The 18124-nt window shown below is 34.8% G+C and carries 18 protein-coding genes; 4 read left to right on the plus strand and 14 right to left on the minus strand.

What is annotated here, in order from left to right; translation table 11 throughout:
• Positions 1-108: 108 nt before the first annotated feature.
• The 3 genes from CKF58_RS04920 (at position 109) to CKF58_RS04930 (ending at position 3504) form a co-directional block, all read left to right on the plus strand.
• Complete coding sequence (locus CKF58_RS04920; RefSeq protein WP_119531560.1) at positions 109-447, plus strand: MaoP family protein; 339 nt, start codon at positions 109-111, stop codon at positions 445-447.
• A gap of 51 nt (positions 448-498) precedes the next feature.
• Positions 499-1623, plus strand: coding sequence for a tRNA (uridine(54)-C5)-methyltransferase TrmA (gene trmA / locus CKF58_RS04925; protein ID WP_119531562.1), 1125 nt, complete (start codon positions 499-501; stop codon positions 1621-1623).
• A 177-nt stretch (positions 1624-1800) separates the two neighbouring features.
• A complete protein-coding gene (locus CKF58_RS04930; RefSeq protein WP_119531564.1) occupies positions 1801-3504 on the plus strand; it encodes a class I SAM-dependent methyltransferase in 1704 nt (567 codons plus the stop codon).
• A 193-nt stretch (positions 3505-3697) separates the two neighbouring features.
• Here CKF58_RS04930 and gnd read toward each other — a convergent pair whose 3' ends face one another.
• From gnd to zwf, 3 genes are read right to left on the minus strand one after another with little or no spacing between them, the layout of a single operon-like run.
• Positions 3698-5167: a decarboxylating NADP(+)-dependent phosphogluconate dehydrogenase gene (gnd, locus tag CKF58_RS04935; protein WP_119531566.1), complete on the minus strand. Its 1470-nt coding sequence runs from the start codon at positions 5165-5167 to the stop codon at positions 3698-3700.
• 19 nt (positions 5168-5186) lie between these two features.
• Positions 5187-6062, minus strand: coding sequence for a 6-phosphogluconolactonase (gene pgl / locus CKF58_RS04940; protein ID WP_119531568.1), 876 nt, complete (start codon positions 6060-6062; stop codon positions 5187-5189).
• A gap of 46 nt (positions 6063-6108) precedes the next feature.
• Positions 6109-7656, minus strand: a complete 1548-nt coding sequence (gene zwf, locus CKF58_RS04945; RefSeq protein WP_119531570.1) for a glucose-6-phosphate dehydrogenase — start codon at positions 7654-7656, stop codon at positions 6109-6111.
• Positions 7657-8090: 434 nt separating this feature from the next.
• On the opposite strand from zwf, the gene CKF58_RS04950 reads away from it, so the two are divergent.
• Complete coding sequence (locus tag CKF58_RS04950; RefSeq protein WP_119531572.1) at positions 8091-9257, plus strand: tyrosine-type recombinase/integrase; 1167 nt, start codon at positions 8091-8093, stop codon at positions 9255-9257.
• 42 nt (positions 9258-9299) lie between these two features.
• Here CKF58_RS04950 and CKF58_RS04955 read toward each other — a convergent pair whose 3' ends face one another.
• From CKF58_RS04955 to CKF58_RS05010, 11 genes are all read right to left on the minus strand, one after another.
• Positions 9300-9656 (minus strand): hypothetical protein, encoded by a 357-nt coding sequence (locus tag CKF58_RS04955; RefSeq protein WP_119531574.1) that lies wholly within the window; start codon positions 9654-9656, stop codon positions 9300-9302.
• The gene (locus tag CKF58_RS04960) at positions 9640-10071 is read right to left on the minus strand and encodes a hypothetical protein (protein WP_119531576.1); all 432 of its coding nucleotides are present in this window, start codon (positions 10069-10071) and stop codon (positions 9640-9642) included. The genes CKF58_RS04955 and CKF58_RS04960 overlap by 17 nt, the downstream gene beginning before the upstream one ends.
• Before the next feature lie 14 nt (positions 10072-10085).
• Entirely contained in the window at positions 10086-10289 is a 204-nt protein-coding gene (locus tag CKF58_RS04965; RefSeq protein WP_119531578.1) for a hypothetical protein, read from the minus strand.
• A 4-nt stretch (positions 10290-10293) separates the two neighbouring features.
• Complete coding sequence (locus tag CKF58_RS04970; protein ID WP_147397218.1) at positions 10294-11739, minus strand: primase/helicase family protein; 1446 nt, start codon at positions 11737-11739, stop codon at positions 10294-10296.
• Positions 11714-12190 (minus strand): hypothetical protein, encoded by a 477-nt coding sequence (locus CKF58_RS04975; RefSeq protein WP_119531582.1) that lies wholly within the window; start codon positions 12188-12190, stop codon positions 11714-11716. Before CKF58_RS04975 ends, CKF58_RS04970 begins: the two co-directional genes overlap by 26 nt.
• Positions 12191-13840 (minus strand): DnaB-like helicase C-terminal domain-containing protein, encoded by a 1650-nt coding sequence (locus tag CKF58_RS04980; protein WP_119531584.1) that lies wholly within the window; start codon positions 13838-13840, stop codon positions 12191-12193.
• Complete coding sequence (locus CKF58_RS04985; protein ID WP_147397219.1) at positions 13800-14213, minus strand: helix-turn-helix transcriptional regulator; 414 nt, start codon at positions 14211-14213, stop codon at positions 13800-13802. The genes CKF58_RS04980 and CKF58_RS04985 overlap by 41 nt, the downstream gene beginning before the upstream one ends.
• A 296-nt stretch (positions 14214-14509) precedes the next feature.
• A complete protein-coding gene (locus CKF58_RS04995) occupies positions 14510-15550 on the minus strand; it encodes a lambda exonuclease family protein (RefSeq protein ID WP_119531591.1) in 1041 nt (346 codons plus the stop codon).
• An 8-nt stretch (positions 15551-15558) separates the two neighbouring features.
• Positions 15559-16536 carry an AAA family ATPase gene (locus tag CKF58_RS05000; RefSeq protein ID WP_119531593.1) on the minus strand — a complete coding sequence of 326 codons (978 nt, stop codon included), beginning with the start codon at positions 16534-16536 and terminating at the stop codon, positions 15559-15561.
• A gap of 75 nt (positions 16537-16611) precedes the next feature.
• The gene (locus CKF58_RS05005) at positions 16612-17070 is read right to left on the minus strand and encodes a hypothetical protein (RefSeq protein WP_119531595.1); all 459 of its coding nucleotides are present in this window, start codon (positions 17068-17070) and stop codon (positions 16612-16614) included.
• 82 nt (positions 17071-17152) lie between these two features.
• On the minus strand, positions 17153-17821 hold the full coding sequence (locus CKF58_RS05010; protein WP_119531597.1) for a hypothetical protein: 669 nt from the start codon (positions 17819-17821) through the stop codon (positions 17153-17155).
• Between the last annotated feature and the right edge of the window lie 303 nt (positions 17822-18124).

Consider the following 18124-nt stretch of genomic DNA (forward strand, 5'->3'; position numbering starts at 1 on the left):
TTTATAATTTGCCTAGATCTTTATGCTTACCCCTTGATTAATCTTTTAATTTCTTGCTGAATTATGATAGAATAAGCAACAGCAAGTACTCATAATTAGGTATTAATAATGCAAACGCAATCAGGCTTTATTCAAGAAAAAAAATATTTTGACGATAAAAACTATCCACACGGTTTTTCTCGTTCTGGTGACTACACCATTAAAGAAGCTGAAGCTTTAGAAAACTATGGTTCACGTTTAACCCGTTTAGCCAATGGTACAGTTGAGCCAGAAAACGAAGTAGAAAAACACTTCGTTGCAGTGGTTGCTGATCAGTCTATTGAAGATAAAACTTTTATCGAAAAAACCTGGTTAAAATATCAACGTTTAATCACTGAAGTAAAACGCGTATATATCCTTGCTGATGGTAATAGCGCGATTATGGACGACGGTTCTAATTTAGATTAATCTAAAAAAGGTGAGGTTAACGCCTCACCTTTTTCCTATGACTTTTACCCTATGCAATTTGAACAAAAACTAACTCAATATCGAGAATTAATTGCTCAAAAATTACCAACTTTTGATCTTGAGCAATTAGAGGTTTTCACTGGAGCTCAAAGTGGTTACCGCATGCGCGCAGAATTTGCGATTTACCACCAAAACCAACCAAGTTACAGCGTACATCATGTAGTTCATGATTCTGTAACTAAACAACGTATTTTTTGTGAAGGTAAATATGCGATCGCCAATGCTTTAATCAATCGCTTAATGCCTGCTGTTGAAGAGTTTTTTGCTCAAAATTACAAATTTGCTCATAAATTATTCCAAATCGAATATTTAACGACAACTACCCAACAAGTAGTTATCTCTTTACTTTTCCACCGCGCATTAGATAAAAGTGAAGAAAATAATGTCGATTTGCTTCATGCGCAAGCTTTCAAAGATTTTCTGCAAACAAAATTAAACCTTAAAACAGAAGATCTACATATTATTTTACGTGCTAAAAAAACTAAACTTCAATTAGGTAATAATTTTATTAGCGAAACGCTACACGTAAATGATAAAGAGTTCGCTCTTTATCAAGTAGAGAATAGTTTTAGTCAACCTAATGCTGAAATCAACAACCTTATGCTATCGTACGTAGATAAGCATGTACATACTGACCACGATATTTTAGAGCTTTATTGTGGTGTTGGTAACTTTACCGTTGTTTTAGCTAGTTGTGGTAAAAAACTATTAGCCACAGAAGTAAATAAACAAGCTGTAGATTTTGTTTATCGCAACTTAGAACGCAATAACTTAACCAATGTGCAAGTTGGTCGTATCTCTGCCGAAGAATTTGTGCAAGCGATTAATAAAGTACGTCCATTTAAACGTTTAGAACACATTGATCTAGACACTTATAATTTTGATACGGTATTTGTTGATCCACCACGTGCAGGGCTTGATACTGCTTCGTGTGATATGATTAGTCAATTTGCGAACATTATTTACGTAAGTTGCAATCCTCATACCTTAGTCGACAACTTACAGTATTTAACTAGCAAATACGGATATCGAATCAAGCAACTAGCATTATTCGATCAATTTCCCCAAACTCCACATTGTGAAAGCATTGCGATTCTTACCAAAAATCATTCATAATTAAATGGTAAATTTTGGCAATTTATGCAACTTTTGCGTGTATTTTTTGTCTAATATAAGTACAAAATATTATTTTGTATCCAGAATGTATCATTTATCGTTCTCTCAACCTTAATTGTTTTGATTGAACTTAATAAGTTTGCTTAGCAAATTATAGCTTTAATTTGGAGATTTTCCGTGTCAGGAAATAAAACTCGCAGTATTGACCTTAGTTATCTAGTACCTAGCTTTGCTTTGGAAAGTGATCTGACCAAGCAAGTATTTTTTGCTCAAATAAATGAAGCTCCTCTTGATACTGAGTTTAAAAATTTATTTGATGTGCTAGTATACTGTCGCAAAAAATTAGATAATCTAACTCTTCGCTTAACTAACTTTAAAAAGAATTTAGGTTTAAGCCAAGGTGTTGTGTTCCCAGAGCCAACTACTAGCGAATTTACTATTATGAACTTTCTCGAGTTATTTAATTATGCCGTAGAAAGTGAAATTGAAAAATCTTTTGCGCAAATTCGTCATGACAAAGATGCTGAATTAGCCTTAGTATATTATCAAGGTAAGTTATCATTAGCGTTTAAGAATTCTAAAGGTTTACTTAGCCCTGCGCAAAATCCAGTTGCTGTAGATTACATTAACGGCGAAACTGCATATCGAGTTAATGCCAATGTGCGTAGCGAAGCGGCTGTTAAAGCGGTAATGGATAAAAAAATCGATCCATCTAAACAGTACGTTTTAGACGCTACAGCTGGTTTTGGGCAAGATAGTATGCTGTTTGCTAATGCTGGTATGTCAGTGTTAATGTTTGAGCGTAATGTTTTAGTTGCTCTGTTACTTGCTGATGGCTTACGTCGCTTAAAAGAGCATTTAGCTGCACAAGGGAATAAAGAATTAAATGTAAATCTGCGTTTCCCAGTTAGCATTGTGAGCAATGTAGGTAATCGTATTGTAAAAAATCTAAACTTTACAAGCGTTTATCTTGATCCAATGTATCCTCATACTAACTCACGTGCTAAAGTGAATAAGAATATGCAACTTATTCAACAGTTAGTAGGACAAGACGAAGATGCAGATGAACTACTGGTTGCAGCGAAGAATCTAAATACTAACCGTATCGTAGTTAAGCGTCCAAAAAGTGCTCCATATTTAAATAACGAGACAACTTCAGACGCAGTAACTACTAAAGCTCATCGCTTAGACATGTATTATGTTGGCAAATGTGACCAATATAATATTCGTCCTTTAGTTGGTTTTACGCGTAAAGATGTTTTAGAATTTATTCGTAATTATCAAGTTGAGCCAGAACATAATCTGGTTAATTTAGATAACTTAGTTCTTTGTCGTAAATCTCTTAATAGGGTTAACGGTCAACAAGAAGTTTACTATGCTGAAGCTGGTAAATATCACTCAGCCGTAACTGTTTATAGCCGTCTGTTAAAAAGTGCAACTATTGTCGCTCGTGTATTAAGTTACGAAGAATACCTAACTTATCGCGAACAAATGCTCCAGCAATTTAACTTTGAATTACCTGGAGATGAGCTATATCGTTATCATAGCTACCTGCACAATCCAGAATTACGCGATAAAGTTATTGAAATTTTAGCCAATAAAGTAGAGGCTAAACTTTCAGGCAACAAGAAGAAAACTTCTAAAACTACAAAAACAGCAACAGCTGATAAAGAAACTAAAAGCAGCAGAGCGAGCAAAGAAACTAAAACTAGTAAAAGTAGTAAAACCTCTAAAGCTGCAACTAAAAGTAGTAAAAGTGTAAAGGCTTCTTCAAGTAGTAAAGAGGAAAGTAAAAAATCTACTAAAGCTAGCAAAGCTACTAAAACCAGCAAAACTACTAAAAGCACAAGTAAAAGCACTAAAGCCAAAGCAAGTAAATAAAGAGTTTTAACTGTCAGCTTTATTACTAATTTGGTATTTTAGACTAGCATCGTTATCGTAGATTTTACTTGATAGTAGTCTTACTTTATAGAGCTAAGTTTTAGTATCAACTAAAAATACTTTTACAAATTTTAATTTTACATAAAGACGAACCCCAAAGCCAAAGCTTTGGGGTTCGTCTTATTTAATTAAATTAAACGTCATATTTAGTTGCTGATACATCACCACCAGTACCTGTCCAGTTAGTGTGGAATACTTCATCTAATGGACGGTCAACACGTTGGTAAGTATGTGCACCAAAGTAGTCACGTTGTGCTTGTAATAAGTTAGCTGGTAATTTACCTAAAGTGTAGCTATCTAAGAATTGTAAACCAGCTGCCATACATGGAACTGGAATACCGTGTTCAATAGATAACATACAAATTTTTCTCCAGCTTGGTAAACAAGCTACAAGAATATCGCGGAAATAACTATCTAAACCTAAGAAGTTTAAATTAGGTTTTTTATCAAACGCGTTTTTAATATCTTGTAAGAATTTAGAACGAATGATACAACCTTCTCTCCATAATAGAGCTGTGTTACCAAGGTTAATATCCCAACCAAATTCATCAGAAGCAGTTTTCATTAACATAAAGCCTTGCGCGTATGAAATAATTTTTGCCGCTAATAAAGCTTTACGTACGTGTTCAATTAATTCACCAGCTTGTGCAAAGCTTAATTTTTCTTTTACTGGTGGGTGAATATTACCAAACACTTTTTCAGCTTCTAAACGTTGTTGTTTAAGAGCTGATACACAACGCATGAATACAGATTCAGTGATTAGAGTTAAAGGTACACCAAAATCTAAAGCGTTAATACCAGTCCATTTACCAGTACCTTTTTGACCTGCTGTATCTAAAATTTTAGTAACTAGAGGAGAACCATCTTCATCTTTGAATTTTAAGATGTCAGCAGTGATTTGTACAAGGTATGAATCTAATTCAGTTTGATTCCATTGTGAGAATACTTCAGCTAATTGATCGTGATCAATATCAACGTATTCTGATAAGAAGTGGTAAGCTTCACAGATTAATTGCATGTCACCATATTCGATACCATTGTGTACCATTTTTACGAAGTGACCTGCACCATCACGACCTACCCAATCACAACATGGGTGACCGTCTGGAGTTTTAGCAGCGATTGCTTGTAGAATTGGCGCTACAGATTTCCATGCTTCTGGGTTACCACCTGGCATAATTGATGGACCATTACGTGCACCTTCTTCACCACCAGATACACCAGAACCAACGTAAAGAATACCTTTTTCTTCTAAGTATTTAGTGCGACGGTTAGTATCTACGTAGTTAGAGTTACCACCGTCGATAATGATATCACCTTTATCTAATAAAGGTAATAGTTGCTCGATAAAGCTATCCACAACTTCACCCGCACGCACCATTAAGAAAACTTTACGTGGTGTTGCTAGTTTTGCCACCATATCTTCTAAAGATGTAGCACCTACAATGTTTGTACCTTTAGCCGGACCATTAATAAAGCTTTCAACTTTATCTTGTGAACGGTTATATGCTACAACTTTAATACCATGATCATTCATGTTTAGAATAAGGTTTTGACCCATTACAGCAAGACCTACAACCCCGATATCATAATTTAAAGACATTCTGTTCCTCGTTGTGTTATTAGTTTAAATGATTTATAGCTTCACTAAGCTCGGCTAAATTAATATCTACAGCAGCTTCTGGGTCTAAGTACATAGTTGTATGATTTAACAGACCAATATGCACTAGCACTTCCGTACTACCAAATCGTTGGGCAGCGTAAGCTACTAAGTCTAATTCTTTATCACCATGTTGTGCTACAACATTTGCAAGAAGTAATAAACCAGCAATATGGTTTACTACTTGAGCAATTACTTTCGCCTTACCCTTACCAGCAGCAACAAAGCAAATTTCTTTTGCCGCATTAATTAACTTACTTGTTTGACTAATGCGTGGTTGCCCTGTTAAAGGATGGAAAGTAGGTACATACAATTGTGGTTCATTCGGATCAATTAGAGTAGGGAATAATGAAGCCGTATGACCATCATCACCAATCCCTAAAATAATTAAGTCAAAACTAGGAATGCCCTTATCGTTTGCTGGAATTAACTCATTTACTAGTTTTTCCATGCGTAGCGCTTCTAGTTCAACTTGTGAGAACTCTAATTGGTCTCCGGTTAAACCTTTAATTGGATGAACATTTTCTTCTTTTAAAGGATAATTACTTAAATGTTTGCGCCAAAGTTCACCATAGTTACTTTCACTATCGGCATGATCAACCAAACGCTCATCATTCCACCAAAGGTGTAAATTATCCCAATTAATTTGTGATACTAAACCACTAGTTTCTAAATAAGTAAATAATTTAAAAACTGTAGAGCCTCCAAAAAGAGAAATATGTTTTGGAGTATTAGCTTGACTTAATTTTACAATTTTCTGCGCTACAGGTGCTAGAAGATCATCACCAGCAGCTTCAACTATACTATAGTTATGAAAATTAAATAATACTTTAGACATAGAAATTACCTGCTAGTAAGTAAAACTTACTATCGCGGTTTAAAAGTTATTGTTGCTTATTGGCTAATTCAGCTTCACGTTCAGCAACGCAATCAAAGTGCCATTTAAAACCAGATTGTTGTAGTAAATCTACACTTGCATCTGGTCCCCAGCTACCTGAAGCATATTGTTGGATTACTGGATTATTCTCTTTGTAATCGATAATTGGCTGTACATATTTCCAACATTCATTTACAAAGTCCGAACGTGTGAATAATGTAGCGTCACCACGAATGGTATCTAGTAATAAACGTTGATAAGCATCAAGGATTAACAGATGTTTTTCGCTACGATTTAGATCTGTATATTTAAAATCCATTGGCACTTCGGTAAATGCAAAGCCCGAACCTGGACGTTTCATTCCAAAGTTCATTTGAATAGCTTCATTTGGTTGTAAACGAATAACTAGATTATTCTCTGGAGCTTTATTACGGAAATCTTGGTGTGGACTACGTTTAAAGTGAATCGTAATTTCAGCAATACGATCTTTTAAACGTTTACCTGTACGAATGAAGAATGGCACACCTGCCCATCTCCAGTTATCGATTTCAACTTTAGCTTGAATGTACGTTTCAGTTTTAGAATTAGGATCAACACCCTCTTCTTCTAAATAAGCTTTACGACTTGGATCTTGTGGATCTTTACCATATTGACCTAAAAGCACTTGCTGTTCGATTGTTTCAGGTTTAATTGGACGTAAGCTACGAATAACCTTTACTTGCTCATCACGAATAGAATCTGCGTCGATATGAGCTGGAGCTTCCATTGCTACAAACGATAATACGTTTAATAAGTGGTTTTGTAACATATCACGTAATGCACCAGAGTGATCGTAATATGCTGCACGACCTTCAACCCCTAATGATTCAGCTGCTGTAATTTCTACGTAAGAAATATAGTTGCGGTTCCATAAAGGTTCGAATAAGGTATTAGCAAAACGGAAAACTAAAATATTTTGAACAGTTTCTTTTCCAAGGTAGTGGTCAATACGATAAAGTTGACTTTCAAGGAAATATTTATGCAGATTATCGTTTAACTCGTTAGCAGTTTTAACGTCATAACCAAAAGGTTTTTCAATAATTAAACGTTTCCAACCGTTTTCTTCATTTGCTAAACCAACATTGTGTAAGTGCTGCGCAATAGTTGTATATGCACTTGGTGGTGTAGATAAGTAGAAGACAACATTGTTAGGAATATTTAATTCTTGTGCAGTACATTCTAATTCTTCTTTTAAGTGTTGATAATCACCAGCTTCATTTGCGTCAGCTTTTACATACATAATTTTGCTAACAAAATCATTTAGTAATTTTTCAGCTGTTGCTGGATCTTGTTTTTGACTTTCACGTAAAAAACTATCTTTTACTTTATCAATTGAATTACGGCATTTATTGATAAACTCTTGGTTATCAATTTCTTTTCGCCCAATTGCCATAATTTTGAAAGTTTCAGGAGTTAAATCATTGCAAAATAAACCGAATAACGACGGTAATAGTTTGCGCTGTGTTAAGTCACCTGTAGCTCCAAAAATTACGATAACACTGTTTTGATTTTTCATAGATTTTCCGAGTAAATCCTATTTTGTTTAGTCATTTTTCCTAGTAATGACTATAAAGGTTAAATGTTATCAGCTTTGACAAAGACTAACTATTGCTACTAGTAGTTTTTCGCCCTATATTATATAAGAAATTGCAAGTAAATACCGGACAACTTGGGCAAGTCATTACTCACATTCAATCTTTAATAGCGACTAACTAATAATTCTACAAATATTTGTAGCAAGAACAAGACTTTTTAAACCACTTTTTCCAAAGTAATAATAAGCTATTGATTTTTTCGTCACAAAATAAACAATAAAGCATTTCTAATTATCATGGAAGGTATGACTTTCTGTTTAAAATAAGCATATTCTAAACGGAAAGTTTACCTAGGAAATACTTCATTTTTACCGAACTTTAGTATGCCTTAGGTACTATTTTTGGTATTTTATTTATGTACGGAAAACTAAATAAATCAACTATTAGCAAGGCTATTGCTCAAGTTAAATTAACAAAGAAATCTAAAACGCTATCTGATGGTGCAAGATTGCAGTTAAAGTTAAGCACTGTATATCCTGGTAAAGGTACTTGGTCCATTGTGGTAGGTTCTAGAGAAAAACAAGTTAGAATTACTTTAGGAGAATATCATCATTTTCTAGATGGCTTTACTTCCATAGAAGAAGCTAGAAAATTAGCCCTATCAGTAAGAGAAGCTTATAAACAAGGAGTTCCAGCAGTATTAGTTAATAGTAAAGCTCAAGCAAATTCTGTAACTTTAGAAGTTTTAGTCAAGAAGTATATCGATTTTAAATCTAAGCGGATAAAAGCCCATACGTTAAAAAGTTATACTACTTTTAAAAATAATCTAAAAGAGTGCGGTCTATCAAACGTTTTAATGCAAGATTTAACGCCTTTGCAAGTTAAAGAAAAGTTAGACACGTTAAAAGTCAAAAGTTCAACTAAAGCCGCTATTTATACTTTTATTAAAAGCGTAGTTGATTACGGCGTTGGTAATCGTATTATTGAATCCTGCTCTTTACCAAAGTTCTCACAGTTATTTCCTGAAAAAGTCGTAATAGAAAGCCGTAAAGCGTTAGAATTAACAGAATTAAGAGCATTCTTTAATAGCCTTAAATCATCAAAAAAGCATTATATAGCTAATACACTGTTAATTATTTTAACCGCTTGTAGGGCTAACGAAGTACTTTTAAGGAAACCTCATGAGAAACTAGATCAGTTAGACAATGGAATAATTTGGCATATTCCTGCTGAAAGAATGAAGAAAAGTAGGGAGCACTCTGTATATGTTTGCCAAGAAGCAATTAAGCTCCTTGATTGGAAAACTTGTCCATTACAAAATTTATGGAAAATGCTAAAAAGAGTAAACTTTAAAGCTACAATACACGGCTTTAGAGCCTTGTTTTTCTCTACTATGATTGAACGTTTACCACAATATAAAGACGCTATCTCAGTTTGCATAGCACACGGGAAAGATTTAACTAATGAAAGTGATAAATCCTATCACCGATATGATTATGAAAAAGAAAAAGTCATTATCTTTACGGCTTGGTACGAAATTCTGAAAGAGCACGGAATACAAGAGCTAATAGATATGCTTTAACCCCATCTCAACCCTCTAGCCTCATGCTAGAGGGCTTCATTTTTAATTAAAGAAGTATTTACGGAAGTTATCGTCCTTGCAATTTGCAATTAGGTATTCTATGCAAAAATAGAGTTTGAACAAGTGAGAGTTTAGATAATCTTGTGCTTCTTCTGTTTTAATTAAATCTGCTAATTTTTGTTTTTGTTCGTAAAGCCAGAACTGATCCGGACTATCTTCATATTCTGTTACCACTACTTTGATAGCTGCAATTAGTGCATGAATTAATGCTTCACTAGGAGCTTCTATTTGTAAGTTGTATTTGTGGTAACGTGAAAATAGTTTTACGAAATTAGTCTGGTTAATTGAGTAATATTTTAAAATTTCCGTACAACTATTGAAATCAATGGTTGCTTTCATTCTTTAAAAAGTGTTTAAGGAAAAATCGTAGTACGCGGTAGCTAAAAGCTTGTTTTGTGTAATCGTATAAACTACCATTACTAAGTATTCTATTACGCATTATAGACCACGTTACAAGCGTTTTGTGAGCTCTTCTTAGCTTACCTAGGGTTAAATTCTTTTCGCGCAATATACGCACAAATAAGAGCAAGTAAAAGTATTGATCGGTTCTTATAATATGCTTGCCGATTTCACTTTTGAACTTTCTGTGGTAACTTAGTACGTATTTTATGGGTAAAGGATTATTTATCATATTCCACAAAACAGTCGTATCAGTTACACCTCTAATTATAGCTAATTCTAGGACGTCAATATAGTCCACGATAGCGCTATTTTCTAAAGATTTATTTAATTGGTAATGCGGTGTTACTTCCATGCTTATGCTCCTTACTAGTAATTGATAATAGTTAAGGTTGCCACAGATGAAAGTCCTGCAGCAAAGAAGCTCGAAATCATAAATAAAGCTAGCATTACACAATCGTAGTTATTGTTTTTAAAATTTTGGTATGAGGCAATAGCGAAACTTAAAAAGCTAGCAGCTAAGCCAAAAGTAATACTAATTAGGAAGATATCTAAAACAAGGTTACCACTCATAAATTTACCATAGGAAGTGTTCAGGCCCAAGCTTACCCATTAATCTATCCACAGCAGCAGCTAATAATCTACTGTCAGATAAAGATCTAGTATTTTGTTCTGCATGAGCTAAAATCATTAAATCGTTAAAATCATTGACTACGCCAGTATCAAGGATTGCAACAGCTTTATCTCTAACCCTAATATCTAAAATAGTCTTTTCAGTTAAATTACGAAAATAGCTATAATCAAAATCTTTAAGTGCTGGAGGGTACATCCACTTAAGTCTGCACTTATCTAGTCCTTGACCTACTACACTATCTGCTGGTAAAGGATTTTTTGAATTACCGTTTTCGTCGATATCGTTATCAGCTACAACTACTACTTCGTCTAAAACACCGCTATTAGCTACAAACTCGGCAGCTTTTTGTAAGTTACCTTTACTAAAGCAACAAGCTACAACAGCGTCATGAGCATTACCGAAAAGCCATAGCGCTTCCATAATTGACGCTCCGGTAGCAAATCCCTCACAAAGTATCATTTTCTTCTGATTGTAGTACTCCAAGTTACTGTTAAAGATATAAACACCTAATTGTGTTGGATATCCTTTAATAAAACGCTTTTTACCATCCGGATATATTACTTGAAGCGAAGAATACTCATTAGTGCGTAGATCAGTAATAGGGATAAGGATTTCTCCAGGATTAAAGGTTTGTCCAAAGCCCTCAACAGGTTTTACTACGATAAAAAAGGATTGACACATGGTTAGCACTCGCTCAATGCGCTTAGTAGCAAGATACGTAACTCTTTCACGTGAGCGGTAGTTTTTGTAGCTGACGATAGTACCGTTCATTAGTTCCGCATTAATAAACGTTTGAACGTTTCCTTGTAAGCTTTCTTTACGTCTAATTTCCTCAATACAGGCTAAGTGTTGCTTCTGACGGAAGTATGCTTTGTTTTTCTCTAACCTGCGGTTAAGGTCAATTTGATTAGGATCATACGGGTATTTAGAGGGGTGCATTATGTGAACTCTGTCGCTTATACGATAGTTGACAATCATTAAAGTCACGCGATCGTCCACTAATAAAACATAACCTCCATCTCTATTTCCACGTTTCCCGTCAATAACTTCTACTCTTTGCCAATCGTTACGATCTTTAGAGACTTTTACGGTATCTACCTTTAGCTGCATATAATCCAACTTTGCCTTTGCCCAGCTAAAGATATCCGAAACGTCGTTCATCTCTAGCGTAGGGTCAAATTCTGGCAAATAGTCAGCTAATGCACTAAAATCAGCTTCTTGTAAACGATAGTTATCACTTTTGACGTGCCAACCGTCAGATAAATTACAACCGATAAAAGCACGATACGGTAGTGTATTTAACACTCGTTTAACTTTCTCTTTAAAGTCCTCTCTATCTTCGAAACGAACGCCAAAGAAACGCTTATAGGGCATTAGTTCGTCTATCATCTTGCACCTCTATATAGCCTTTTCTTATATTTGTCATGAGGCAAAGTAGTGCTAACACGTGCGTGGTTGTCATACAGGCGGTTTCCCTATAAACAGTAACCAATCTTTTATCGTGTAGCTTTAATTGCTCAAGGCAGTTAAAAAAGAGTTTTACATGACGTATTACTTCATCTTGGTTTTTTAGTAAGGCTTTTCTATTCTCGAATTTTAGTTGCAAGGACGGGAATGCATAATAGAAACGTTCAATAATCCAATCGTGAGTATTAAGAGTTTTCTCGAACTCTAAGGCTGTTTCTTTCCAGTCATCTAGATAATGGCGATACTTTAAGAGCACGCGTCTAGCTGTACTTTCTTCATCACCAAGCCAAAGAACGTATAACTCGGTTTGAATTTCTCTTAGAATGACTTCTGGCTTTTCCCAAGTACCTGCGTTTTTAAATTTTAAAAGCATTTATTTATCCTTAATTCTGAACTCATCAACAACTCGTTGAACTACTGTTTCTTTAGGTAATTTCATATTCTTATTGAGCAAACAATTAGGTAGCTTTCTTTTTAAGAACCCTAGAGCTTTGTGATTGAAAAAGTAGAACGGGTGCTCACTAATAGGTCCTTGACGATTTTTCACTATAGTTACCCACACTAATCGCACTTCATCATCAGGAAGCTGTGTAGGGGTGAAAAGACCATCAGGAAGACGGAAATCCTTGTCCTTTTTCTCGTTATACGGGCATAAGGTTACGATGATATCCGCGTCTTGAGTGTATTGTCTGCTGTCTTTAACGGAGGTTGCTGTTGGCATATTTTCCGCACAGTAATATGAACCAGTTTCAGGATCTCTTACTTGAGATAAAGCGAAACAGCGAATAGCATATTTTTTAGTTAAACGACTTAATTTCTTTGAAATAATGCTATTAGCTTGATAAGCAGAAAGTTCGCTTTTACTGTCGCTTGGTTTAGCATTTAATGCTTGGAGGTAATCAATAAAGATAACTTCCGGTTTTTTTCCTATGATTATTGAGTTGGCAATATCTTCTTCTAGGGTCTCAATACTATCAACTTTATCAGAGCCTAAAATTCTGATATACTTATACCAACCGCTTTGTTGTAACCAAAACATAAAAAACTTTACAGCATTAGCGTCAGTAAGTGCATTTTCTTCTAAACTAAGTTCATTTCTACGTAAATATTTGCTGACAAATTCTTCGCGTGAATAGTATTGGTATTGAAATTGATAGCAGAATGCTCTAGCTATTTGTAGTACTAAATCCTCTGCTTGTAACTCCACGCTATAAAACGTAACGTATAGTTTCTTATTGGCCTTAAGAATATCTATAAGTTGTTGAATAGCCCAGGTAGTTTTACCCGCATGAGATGGTGCTGCTACAATGCAGAACGTTCTTTTCTTCAATCCACCGCTAACCATATCGTTGGGCATTCTAAAGGAAAAAGTAAAAGGAATATTGACCTCTGGAATGCCGTAGTCATTTGTATTAGCAATTGCGTCTAAATGATCCATTAAGAAATCCTTACTTTCAATGCCTGCGGCTGCCGTATTTTGAACTTTTGACAGTTGGTTCATTAAATTAGGAAGGTAGCCGCTAGCATTGTCTTGTTTGTTTTCTAGATCCAGTAGAGCAGACTGCGATTTATATGCCACATATTGATCTGTAAGCGCTTTTTTAACGCGGTTGATATGATCCACATTAATGGCATTAAAACGCTTATAAGCATACTCTACGACGTTGTTAACGTGCTCTTCTAGAGCTTTATACATTTGCTGACGTTGTAGGGTGTTATCGTATTGTGCTAAGTAGTCATCTGCTTGGCTTAACAGGATATTCTTTGTATAATCTGGATCAGGATAATAAGCATTGTTAATATTTGGAGTTAAGTACTCAATATTAGCTTTAATTACTTTGAATAGGTGTACATCTTCCTGATTAAAAAAGATTTCATCACTAATAAGTAAGGAAGATTTAATAGCTTCTTGTTTTAGCTTTTCCTCAACGTTATTACTGATAATTGAGTTAAGACAAAGCCCCAGCATTTGTACGTTGTAATCAGCTTTTGAAATTCTTTCTAGTGCTTGGTAATTTTCCATGACCTTGCATTTCCTCGGTTTGTAGTTTTAAAAGGCTTATATCATCGGCATAGTAGTAATAAACCCTGTTAATCTTTTGTGGCTGTTTATATTTGCCGGAGTATATTCTTTTTATAAAAGTCGGATATGGTACTCCAAGCATTTGAGCCACTTCTCTTACAGTGTAGGATTTGCTAAGGTGTACTTTGCCAATATGCACTTCGTTAAGTATGAGTAATAGCTTGTTTACTTTATAAATTAAGTCGTCTAATTTGTCACGATGGGTAGCTTGAATTTCTTGCAGCTTATCGATTTTCTTTTCAACGTGCTTTTCTAACATCTTTTCCTTTATACTTGAGATGACATTAAACTCAAGCACATCTAAACGATCCATAAAATACGTATCCTTTTGTGGTAGATAATTTATAAGTCTCTTACTGGCGTTCATGAAGAACGCTTTTTTCGTACCTATGACGTTTTATCTTCTTCATTGAGATAACCGTAACTTGTGCATTTACTCAACTCTTCGTTAGGGGTTAAGAATAACGCGTTATTATTAAAAACACTACTCTCAAAAGAAGCATCACTAAGATATTTATCTTTGTATTGATCCGCTCTTGAGTTCTCGATATATGAGTATCTGATAAACAGAGGCTTGATTTTATTATTGTCAAACATAATTACCCTTATTTATAGTTGATCTATGAAAGATTGGTTAGCTTCGTCAAGCTGATCTTGTTGTTTTAAGCGGTACTCGCGTTTAGCTTCCCAAACTAGGCTTCTGCGTCCCTTTCCTTTTAGTTCAGGATGGTTTTCTAGATACTCTTCTACGATAACTTTATCTTGCTCTTGTACTTCCTGTGGAGTAGGAATTAAGCTGACAGCTTCGTCGTTTTCGTATCCATTACGATTAGTAATAAATTGTCCTAAATTTGAATATAAGATAAATTCTTTTTTAGCTGCTTTGAGGATTTTATCAACTTGAGTTATATCCATATTGAGGTTAGAAAGATATCTTCTTTCATTTACACGCTGTACGTTTTTGTTTAATTGCGTCATAGTTTCATAGGTGATTTTACATAGCTCTTCTAGCAAATCCTCGTATTCTTTTAGCTGCTTAGGATCTGCGTAAACGCGTGTTACTGCAAAACTATCTTTATAATCAATATCAGGGTAATAAGTAATGAAATCCGCCCATTTACAGCCTGTTACCAGCAACTGGTGTAAAATCTGCGCATAATAATCTTCAGGTATTACTCCATGGCATAAGTGATTAAGGTGAGTATCCCTTGTTGGTGTTTTAATTTCAACTAATCCCTCAAGGCAATACTCGCCTGTTTCTGGGTTTAATACTTCAACTAATCCATCTGGAGAAGCAGCTATAAGGTCATTACTCTTTTTAACTAAAAGACCAACCTCTTTTACTCTGTATTCTGGATGCAAAGCTTGGTAAATATCACGCGCATAAGGTTCGCCTACAACACCTAACTGGATATTGAAACTAGCGTTATCACTAGCGTCTTTCATTTCATAGGCAGCAAAGGAACGCGCCGTTAAAGAAAGAGCTATTTTCTGTGCTGTATCAATTGCAGTTTTGGAAAGCTTGCCACTTTTTAACCTAGTAAAGGTTTTAGCTTGACTTGCAGTAAAACGTGTGAGACGTGCTTGCAACCATTCTGGAGATCGTTGAGGAACGTCAATCTCGTAAAAGATACTCTCTGGGTTATGCATAGATATCCTTAAAAGTCAAATAAATATTTAAGTGCTCGTTTGTCGAAATCGTTTAATTGGTCTTTATTCTCTTTAGCCCACGCAATAGCTTCATCTCTATTACCATTGAAAAAGAGTTGAGGAACGTTATCGTCATACAATGCAGAAGTAGTTAAAGAGTACGCTCGTGCGCATAGTTTTACGTAATCAAGTTTAGTTAGTTTAATAACTTTTCCTTGCTGGAATGCGCCAATACGGCTCTTTTCCACATTAGTGACGTTATTAATCTCAACTAAATTATTAGCCTTAACGTACGTTGCTAAAGGTTGGTTAACACTTAATGCGTAATCTGCAACGTCAACTTGTGTAGCAATAGCGCCATTAGGGAATTGGTAGCCTTTACGTTTCTGCTCTAAGATTAAATCCCAAAAGAACTCGAAGCCTTTCTTCTGATCGATTTTATCGATAGGCGTGTAATATTGTCTTCCATTGATTTCTTCCACGTTCACTGTGCGTTTTTCTTTAATGGTGAAAATAAGTGGTATATCTAGGTTTTGGAAGTAAGAAACGTTTTCGTTTTGCTTATTGGCTAGTACTGCATGGGTTTGCATTTTAATACTACCTTTAGTAGCTGCCACAGCTGATCCATATAGACCACTTAGACCAGACCAAGCCGGACTTATACTATCAATGACTACTAATTTAAACCCGTCTGCTATTGCTTGTGTAATCGTTTCTTTGATAACGTTGTAATTTAACTGGTTGTCGGGAATGCCTTTGATGAGCATATTCTTATACGCCATATCATTAATAACGATTGAGGACGCACCTGCTTCGCTATCGATAATTAAGGTGTAAAAGTTTTCGGGGTTGTCGCTTAATCTTCGCATTGCGTCTGCAAGAGCTAAAGCACCGTAGGTTTTACCTGCACCACTTTCACCCACAAAGGCAGCTTTAAGCGGCTTTTTAATTTGCTCTGCTGTTTGATATTTCGAAAAATCGATCATAACGTACCTATATAATTTCTTACTGGTTTTGATTATGACAGGTAAGAGGGGGAGGGCTCGTTTGAGCCCTTACCTCTAATTAACGATAGCTTCATAAGCACCGGTTTTACTATCAAAAGTCATAAGTTTTTTACGTTTAAATTGTGAACCAATTTTCTCAACGTCGCGGATCGTAAAAGGAGTTCTATTATTATTGATATCCTTTAATGATTTAATCGTTGGATTTAATTTATAAAGATTTCTTACACCTCTTACGATGTGGTGGAAAGTAGCTTTACCCGCAATTAAGAATATCGGAAAATCAACCTTAGGACTATTTTCAGTTAAAGTCTTCGCTTTTTCTTCATCTGATAAGGTGATATAACTGTTCATGTAGTTATCAGGATCAACTACAACCTGTGCTTGACCTCTTCTAATAATCCCTAACATTTCTAATTTTTCATCGTATATCTCTGTAACGCGATACATTTCAGTTCTTAGGAAAGATAAAATCATAGCGCTATCTTCAAGAGCATATTTATTAATATTTGTCATAATCAAAAACCATTTATATTTATTTGAAAATCTATATAGTTGTGGATAGGTAGGGCTTCACTGGGAAGCCCCTGTTGTGTTGTTAATCTCGCTTTAGACCTGTTATAAATCTACTGAACTGATTAAAATAAGGTTGTCTTTCGATTTCTCTCATAATTTTCGGCGGGACTAAGCATTCTATACAATATTTCGCCCAATTGTGAAGAGTAATTAAATTAATATATTCTTTATCTAAAGTGCTTAGTAGCTCTTTATATTCTTCTCTTTCACTAAATGGTGCCATTGCAGCAGATACTACTTTAAGCGTTTTAGGTAATCTATTAGAAAGTCTAGTTGGACCTATAGGCTTTTTAGTCTCTTCAAAAGTGAGGTTCTCGTCAATATAACCAATATAGAGTTCGTTATCTTCATCTAGATTTACAGTTATATAAAAGTTTTCTCTAACTTTCTTATAATCAGCTTCGAACTCAACCCCTCTCTTATCGATTTCATCATAAAACCAATAAATAATTTGACTGAACCAGTTTTCTGCGTGCATTAAATGCCAAAGCCATTGATCTTGTAGAATGCCATTTTCGAAAGTGTCAAAATCACTATCTTCCCAATCTGATAAATCTCTAAGTTTTGTATCTAACGTGTCGTTTGCGTAAAAGCTGTTAAAGAGTTTGAACTTTGATCTAAATCTTTTTTCTTCAGGCGGTAAGTTTAAATACTCAATTTCTTGTCTAGTTAATTTTGGTTTTCTTGTCATAAATTAATACCTTTTTATTAAATGATTAGTTTTTATTGAGACTGAATATCAGTTTCCTCAACTTCTGTCACCATTATATATCATATTCTCACCATTGTCTATCATTTTGTAGCTATTATTTTTCATTTTGTTCATAACTTGCTGATAAACAAGTAGTAAAAAGAGTTGAGCAAATGATGAAAATATTTAACAAAATGAGAAAAATATATAAAAATAAATAAAAAAACCTCTTATCAATCGATAAGAGGTAATAGAAAGTGTAAAAAAAAATTAAATTCTACTATTTTTATAAATAACGCAACC

Origin of the sequence: Psittacicella hinzii (assembly GCF_003585935.1) — a bacterium.
GTDB lineage: Bacteria > Pseudomonadota > Gammaproteobacteria > Enterobacterales > Psittacicellaceae > Psittacicella > Psittacicella hinzii.